The organism is Halochromatium sp., assembly GCF_054919635.1.
In genome coordinates, this window is the sequence record NZ_JBUDPI010000228.1 from 1 (window position 1) to 6,408 (window position 6,408).

Genomic DNA, 6,408 nt, shown 5'->3' on the forward strand with positions numbered 1-6,408 from the left:
CGTGACTCGAACGTGATGCTCGACAGGAGGTCGCCTCTCGCAAAGATCACGTGCGCAGCGGCGAGGGTAGCGTGTCCGCAAAGGTCCACTTCCTTTTTGGGCGTGAACCAGCGCAAGCTGTAGTGGCCGTCGCCACCCACGTAGAATGCCGTCTCCGCAAGATTGTTCTCCCCGGCGATTGACTGCATCAAGGTATCGGGCAGCCATTTCTCCAACGGACACACGGCCGCGGGGTTGCCTTCGAACGGTGCCTCTGCGAACGCATCAAGTTGATAGATCGGTAGTTTCATATCTTTGCCAACAGTTGAGTAGACAGAATGTCGGTCGGGCGTGCTAGACAGATTCTACCCTAGCGGTGTTAGGCAGAATCTGCCTAGCTCCCCGTGAACAGGCCCACAAAAAAGATTCGCACACACGAATACCCCGTTAGGAACTGCAGCTGCAAAACGGGTGTCGTTGTTGGTGATATGCGGAAATCCGACTGGTCCCCAACGGGTAGCAGCGTCGATACGTCCACGTTTGTTGGCGATCCCCTAGCATTCTCCTAATCCAGAGCCCCGGGGGCGCGTGCAGCGCCTCCCTAAGCATAGCGGACATGACAGTCAGAAATAGGCGTAAAAGGGCGCTTTGCCCTTCGTGACGATTAGAAGTTGATCTCGGTCACGATTTGCGGATCGATCTGGGTGAGTCGGTGGCGGACTTAGCCAATCGCGGTCATTGGCGAGCGCGCGCTGGCGCTGGTCCACGACGGGGATGATGATCTCCATCGCCAGGCTCAGCGAATAGCAGACCTCCTTTTGGATAGGACCCGGAATACCGATTGACGAAGCAGGTCCGTTCACCGCCGGACGTCCTGTTGGTGCTTGTGCCGATCGCGATTCTGCGGGAAGCTTCAAGTCATCGTTCCACCCTGGTCGTCGGCGAAGCCCACTCTCTGGAGTCTATGGCTGCCGAGACCGGTCGATGCCTGCCACCGGGAGGACATGAGCGTTGTCGATGCGTTGCCCCTGCGGCTCCGGGCGGAGCCTTGCCGGCTGTTGCGGTCGGTTCTTGGCTGGAACTGCCCTGCCGCCAACCGCCGAAGCGCTGATGCGCTCGCGCTATACCGCCTTTGCTGTCGGAGACTTCGACTATCTGCGCCGCAGCTGGCACTCCAGCACCCGACCCACCGAACTCGCGTCGGACCCGGCGCCGACCTGGCTCGGCCTCAAGATTTTGACCACCGAGGCAGGTGGTCCCGAGGCGACCGAAGGCCGGGTGGAGTTCGTCGCGCGCTACCGGCTCGGCGGGCGCGCGTTCCGGCTGCATGAGCGTAGCCGCTTTCTCCGTGAGGATGGGGCCTGGCGCTATGTCGACGGCGTATTGGACCCGGACTGACCCCTAGGGCTTGAACCTCTCAGTCGAGCTCTGGGACAGTGGCGCGCTGAAGCCGCGCGGAGTCGAGGTGGTCCTACTCGATCGCTTCGCAGACCGCGCCATGGTGTTCGGGTTGACGGGCTTTGAATGGCCGTCACACCGTCGGCAGTTGTTCACGCACATAGGCTCGGCCCATGGCCAGCTCCTCTTGCGACAGCGCGCAACCAGGACCCATCGGACAGATGGCGTCAGGATACGCAAAGTTCAGCTGCGGCACGGTCGCGGAGAGAAAGACAAGGCAACCAGTTCGCGCTGCGCCCCGGTGATCGGCTGCCTATGCTGCTGCACGCAGATCAGCCAGGCACTGGACAGACTGCCCTTGCCTGACCCCGGCCGCTCATCAATACACACTGCTCTGGCTGATCGGCGCGAAGAGACTCCAGCAAGCGTAGTGGCTGAACGTGCGCGTCCGGGTATTCGTGGGTTGGGCCAGCTCGACTCGCCTCAGCCTGCTCACCTCAGAAGAAGGTCTTCCGCTTCGGTTTCTCGGGCCTGTCACCTTTGACCAGTTGCGGACGGCGCGGCTCTGATGCAGGCAACGTCGCCGGGCGATCCTGGTCGAAATCGGGTGCGGTCGCCCCGCCATCCCGCATGGCATCGTAGAGTTTGCTCCGAAGCTGTGGGATCAGCTTGCTCGTCAGGTCCTCAAGTAGCTCGCGGTCGTGCCAACTCATCTTCTTGAACGACTGGAGGCCGCTCTTTTCAGCAATCTCGCGAGCGCGTGGGCTGACCTCTTCCCACATCATGCGCAAGTCGTCCGCTCGGTCGCGCAACAGCAGCTCTCGATCGTTCAGCTTTTCAAAGATCTGGTCGAAACGAGCAATCAAACGCCGTTTGCTCCGCGGGAGAATCAGGTATTCGATGACAATGAACGCCAGGACTGCGGCCAATACAATCCCTGGCAACGCCACAACCATGCCCGTGCCGACGGCGACGGCGCCCAGTCCGCCGAAGAGCAGCAACCAGACACCTCGCCACTGGGCGCGGGTCGATTTGAACTTGTCGGCAGCCTTGTCGATCACCATCGCGTGCATCCAGAGCCGCTCAGCATAGACTTGGAGCTGTGTGATCTGGTTGTCCATCCGCCGGGTCGGTACACGACGTAACTCAGCGATCAGGTCGTTGCGCGCCTTTTCAAAGTCTTCCATCGGCAGGCGCGACTTTGGCTTGTCGGCCAGCGGCACGAAGGTGTTATAGATCATCGGCAAGTCTTTGCGCGGGATGACCTTTCCTAGGTTCCAGCAGAGGGCCCCATAGGCCCGCGCGAAGTCGTGCAAGCTCTGGAACTGATCCACCTTATTTAAGATGATCAACATCTTGTGGTCGATGCCTGCCAGGGACTCGCGGAAGATTTGAAGTGTTTCGCCCGTCGTTCCAGGCTTATCTGGATCAAAGAACACCATCACCAGGTCGGCTCGTTCGGCAAACCAACGCACGACACCGGGAAAGTCAAAGCCCCGCCCGTTCTCGTTCTTGGCCTCATCGATCATGCCCGGGCTGTCGATCAGCGTCACCGTTTGCAAGAGCTCAGCGGGGCGCAGCTTCAGCCGCACATGCGAGACCAATTGGTCACCAAAGTGCCGGAGCCCCTCATAGGGTAGGTCCGGATTGCTGACGACAGTCGGTCCATCTCGCTCGCTCGCGGTCGCGCTATGCGTGATGATCGTGAACCCGTCATCCGTCGGAGCAACCCCCGTGTTCTGAACATCGTCGCCCAGGAGATGGTTCACAAACGTGGACTTGCCCGACGAGTGATTGCCCAAGAGCAAGACCTGCGGCGGCCGGCGCAACTCACCCACAGTGGGCGGACGTCGGAACAGGAACTGTTCTGCCAGCGGGTCGAGTGGGTCGTCGTAGTAGCCGCGGATCCGGTTCGCGAATTCTTCCATCACGTATTGCAAAGGACGTCCTCTTTTCGTCTTCTCGATGAGGGATAGGAAATCTAACCGACCCTGTGCATGCAAGTCGAGCTGGTTCGAGAGGCAACGAAGTTGGGAATGTCGCGCAAGACGCGGCGAGGCTCGAGGTGGCCAAGGTTGCAGGCAATTACCAGGTGCCCGTTGTGACCACCGGGGATGTGATCAGCAAGCTGAGGGTTCAATGCGCGCGCCAACCGGGGGCCTGTCGCGCGTGTTCTCGGCGGTGTTTTGGCTCGACGCAGGTCATCCTGCACATCGCGACCGAACCGAGCTTGGTTGAACCTCCTTTTGGCGAGGCCATGCACACCTACCCGGACAGCATTCCTCTGGGCATCTGCGATGTGCGGGACCTGGACGACTGGGGCCTAATGACGCGCGCGCGGATATAAGGCGGCGTTCGGTCTAGTAGGCCAGCGGCCTGTCCGGCCGCTCGCTGTACGTGATTGTGATCTCTCCCAGAACCGACCCGACTGACGAGTCAACGCGGGCATCGGCTCATCGGATCACGACCTGGTTGTCGATTAGCACCAACCGGTAGTACTTGCTGGCTTCCAACAGGTCGAGGTTCTCTAGCCGACTGACTGCCTCAACGGCCTGCTCCAGGCGGTCGTTCTCGAAGGTGCCCGAGGACGAGACCGCACCGTTGATACAGGGCTCAAGCTCTGGTGAGAGATCTGCACCATGGATCAGCGCAAGCTGGTGCTCGAGGCGCAGCTCGTCGATGACAGCCTGTTGCTCGGAGGCCGAGGCGAGGCTAGTGCTGAGCAGGGTGGCCGCAAGGGCTAGGATCGAAGTCGTGCGGAACATGAGGATGGCTCCAATAGTTGGTCAGTGACCATAAATAAGTTAACGCTAATATACCGATATGCCCTAACAAAATCAACCACGCTTGCAAAGGAGTGCAAATCGGTCAGCGCAAAACCTATCACCACCGCAGCACAACCTCGCGCTTGCCCCACTCACGAGCACGCTTGAGGTCGTTGCCCATGTAGATGTCGATCCGCCGTTTCCAGCGCTTGTTCATCTTGTCCCGGACACGATAGACGCCCGGTAGACCCTCGATCTTGACCTCGACGCCATTGGTCAGGCCGCGCTTGAGCAGATCACGGGAGACAGCGATCGCCTTTTCGCCGGGCGTGAGCTTGTTGTTCCAGGCGCCCATGTAGGGATCACCACTGGTCTCTGAGGCGCGCGAGGTGTAGGCCGTCGCTATGACCTCGAGACGGTGCGCGCGACTGAATACCAGATAACCGACGATGGCAAGGCTCAGCAGCATCAGCCCTGCAACCAGGCCAACCATCCAGAGACGGCGATTGAGACGGCGGTTGGACATCGTTGCGCTCTGTTCTTGAGGTGTCGTCATTGCATCTCCTGTATCGAGTCGTCACCACGAGGGCGGCCGTCACGGCGGTGGGATTCAACAATCCTCCGGCTCGGCGCGCGCAGCAAGACACTCAGCACCGCCCATCGCCACGTCACGACAGAGCTGAGGTCGCATCGTATAGATCGAGCACCGCAAGCCTTGGCGGTCGAGCGCGACGCACCAGCCATCGTCAAGGCGCTCCATCACCTCGGCGCCCCACGCATCAAGAACCACGAAATGGCTCGGCACGCGGGTGTCCCCAAGCAACAAGACCTCTTTCCGGCAGCAGCAGGCTTGGCAGTCCTCACAACGGACCGTCGGATCGACCACCTCGTCGGTTTCAAACATGGCCGCGGTATCGCCGACAGCGCTCGCTGCAGTATTTCACTTCGTTCCAGCAGGCTGCCCATTTGCGACGCCAGCTGAACGCCCGGCCACAGACCGGACAGGTCTTCTGCGGCAGGTTGGTCTTCCGATGAGCCATCGACAGCGAGTCTGCTCAGGCTGAGGGCAGGACGCGCGTCACAATCAGGCTGAGATCATCGGTGATCGCCCTCGGCCGAGTGAACGCAAGAACACGCTGCTCAATCGCGCTAACGATCTCGTCGGCGCTCAGCTGATGCAGCTCGCGCAGATCCTGTTTCAGGCGCTCGCGACCATAAAAGTCACCATGGATACTCGTGGCCTCGGCAATGCCGTCGGTTGAGAGTAGGAGCACATCGCCAGGCTCGAGCCAGAGCTCCGAGACGCTGTAGTGCTGATGTTCGAACATGCCGAGCGGCAGCCCGGTCGAACAGGTCTCGATGATCTCGTGGTTGCGCGCACGGAAGAGTAAGGCTGGATCATGGCCAGCAGAGACGAATCGCAGCAGCCCGGCCCGCGCATCAAGGATGCCGACGAACAGGGTCATGAACTGGCCAGTGGGGGTGTCTGCCTCGATGAGATTATTCATCTCATACATCACAGAGGCGAGATCTTGGCTCTGGCGGAGCAAGGCGCGCAAGAAAGCGCGTCCCATGGCCATGATCACGGCCGCCCCGACCCCATGCCCTGAGACATCACCGCAGGCCAGAAAAAGCGGCGGCACCTCGAGATCCTGGCTGCGCGTACCTTCGAAGTAATCGATATAGTCACCGCCCGCGGAGGCGCAGGGCTCAGAGCGGCCCGCGACCTCGAGACCGACCAGCTGTGGCTTTGTGAGATCATCGCGACGGTCGTTGATGTTGATCACGCCCAACACCTGCCCGTGGATGCTCAAGGGCACGCTCAGCGCACTGCGATTCCGATAACGCTCCGATTGAGGGTCGTGGCTGGGTCGACCGAGCCTGGTCTCAGGGGCATTGGTGAGCAGCAGCGCTTCGCCTGTCTGCAGCACGCGGCCGGCAATCCCCTCGCCGAGCTTGAGCTGGGTCTCGCGAATGACCTGCTGCGGCAGCCCTTTCGCGAGGCTGATCCGAATGACATCGAGCTCCGTCTTGAGCATGATCGACCAACGCTCGGCATGCAGGACGTCGGTCAGGACGGCACCGACTCGCTCCAGTGCGCCGCGCCAAGAGCGCGCGTCGACGAGTAGGCTGGTGACGCGCTCCAATCCTTTGAGCATCTGTCTGCGCTCCAACGATAGCAGCGCAACCTGGTCAATGTGGGAGCCTCGGATAGACATCGGTATCGGGCTTTGGCTCAAATTCGCCACCTAACGGCCTCGTCAGT

At 60.7% G+C, this 6,408-nt stretch carries 9 protein-coding genes; 2 read left to right on the forward strand and 7 right to left on the reverse strand.

The window, feature by feature from the left end:
* On the reverse strand, positions 1-290 hold a 290-nt coding region (locus tag ACY693_RS13225; protein ID WP_462322295.1), incomplete at its 3' end, for a PhzF family phenazine biosynthesis protein.
* A 760-nt stretch (positions 291-1,050) separates the two neighbouring features.
* On the opposite strand from ACY693_RS13225, the gene ACY693_RS13230 reads away from it, so the two are divergent.
* Positions 1,051-1,377: a YchJ family protein gene (locus tag ACY693_RS13230; protein ID WP_462322296.1), complete on the forward strand. Its 327-nt coding sequence runs from the start codon at positions 1,051-1,053 to the stop codon at positions 1,375-1,377.
* Between the two features lie 497 nt (positions 1,378-1,874).
* Here ACY693_RS13230 and ACY693_RS13235 read toward each other — a convergent pair whose 3' ends face one another.
* Positions 1,875-3,308 (reverse strand): dynamin family protein, encoded by a 1,434-nt coding sequence (locus ACY693_RS13235; protein ID WP_462322302.1) that lies wholly within the window; start codon positions 3,306-3,308, stop codon positions 1,875-1,877.
* A gap of 185 nt (positions 3,309-3,493) precedes the next feature.
* Between ACY693_RS13235 and ACY693_RS13240 the strand changes: the two genes are divergently transcribed.
* On the forward strand, positions 3,494-3,724 hold the full coding sequence (locus ACY693_RS13240) for a CASTOR/POLLUX-related putative ion channel (protein ID WP_462322303.1): 231 nt from the start codon (positions 3,494-3,496) through the stop codon (positions 3,722-3,724).
* 106 nt (positions 3,725-3,830) lie between these two features.
* On the opposite strand, the gene ACY693_RS13245 is transcribed toward ACY693_RS13240, so the two are convergent.
* The 5 genes from ACY693_RS13245 to ACY693_RS13265 all read right to left on the reverse strand — a co-directional run bounded on the left by ACY693_RS13245 (position 3,831) and on the right by ACY693_RS13265 (position 6,301).
* Positions 3,831-4,142 (reverse strand): hypothetical protein, encoded by a 312-nt coding sequence (locus ACY693_RS13245; RefSeq protein WP_462322297.1) that lies wholly within the window; start codon positions 4,140-4,142, stop codon positions 3,831-3,833.
* 118 nt (positions 4,143-4,260) lie between these two features.
* Positions 4,261-4,668 (reverse strand): 3D domain-containing protein, encoded by a 408-nt coding sequence (locus ACY693_RS13250; RefSeq protein WP_462322298.1) that lies wholly within the window; start codon positions 4,666-4,668, stop codon positions 4,261-4,263.
* An 84-nt stretch (positions 4,669-4,752) separates the two neighbouring features.
* A complete protein-coding gene (locus ACY693_RS13255; RefSeq protein ID WP_462322299.1) occupies positions 4,753-5,046 on the reverse strand; it encodes a YkgJ family cysteine cluster protein in 294 nt (97 codons plus the stop codon).
* Positions 5,039-5,182, reverse strand: coding sequence for a DUF2256 domain-containing protein (locus tag ACY693_RS13260; RefSeq protein ID WP_462322300.1), 144 nt, complete (start codon positions 5,180-5,182; stop codon positions 5,039-5,041). The genes ACY693_RS13255 and ACY693_RS13260 overlap by 8 nt, the downstream gene beginning before the upstream one ends.
* A 15-nt stretch (positions 5,183-5,197) precedes the next feature.
* On the reverse strand, positions 5,198-6,301 hold the full coding sequence (locus ACY693_RS13265) for a SpoIIE family protein phosphatase (RefSeq protein WP_462322301.1): 1,104 nt from the start codon (positions 6,299-6,301) through the stop codon (positions 5,198-5,200).
* Positions 6,302-6,408: the final 107 nt, after the last annotated feature.

What these genes read in the sequence shown, in the direction of transcription:
- ACY693_RS13245 (WP_462322297.1), bottom strand. Translation starts at nt 4,142, where the DNA reads ATGTTCCGCACGACTTCGATCCTAGCCCTTGCGGCCACCCTGCTCAGC.
- ACY693_RS13260 (WP_462322300.1), bottom strand. Translation starts at nt 5,182, where the DNA reads ATGGCTCATCGGAAGACCAACCTGCCGCAGAAGACCTGTCCGGTCTGT.
- ACY693_RS13255 (WP_462322299.1), bottom strand. Translation starts at nt 5,046, where the DNA reads ATGTTTGAAACCGACGAGGTGGTCGATCCGACGGTCCGTTGTGAGGAC.
- ACY693_RS13250 (WP_462322298.1), bottom strand. Translation starts at nt 4,668, where the DNA reads ATGTCCAACCGCCGTCTCAATCGCCGTCTCTGGATGGTTGGCCTGGTT.
- ACY693_RS13265 (WP_462322301.1), bottom strand. Translation starts at nt 6,301, where the DNA reads ATGCTCAAAGGATTGGAGCGCGTCACCAGCCTACTCGTCGACGCGCGC.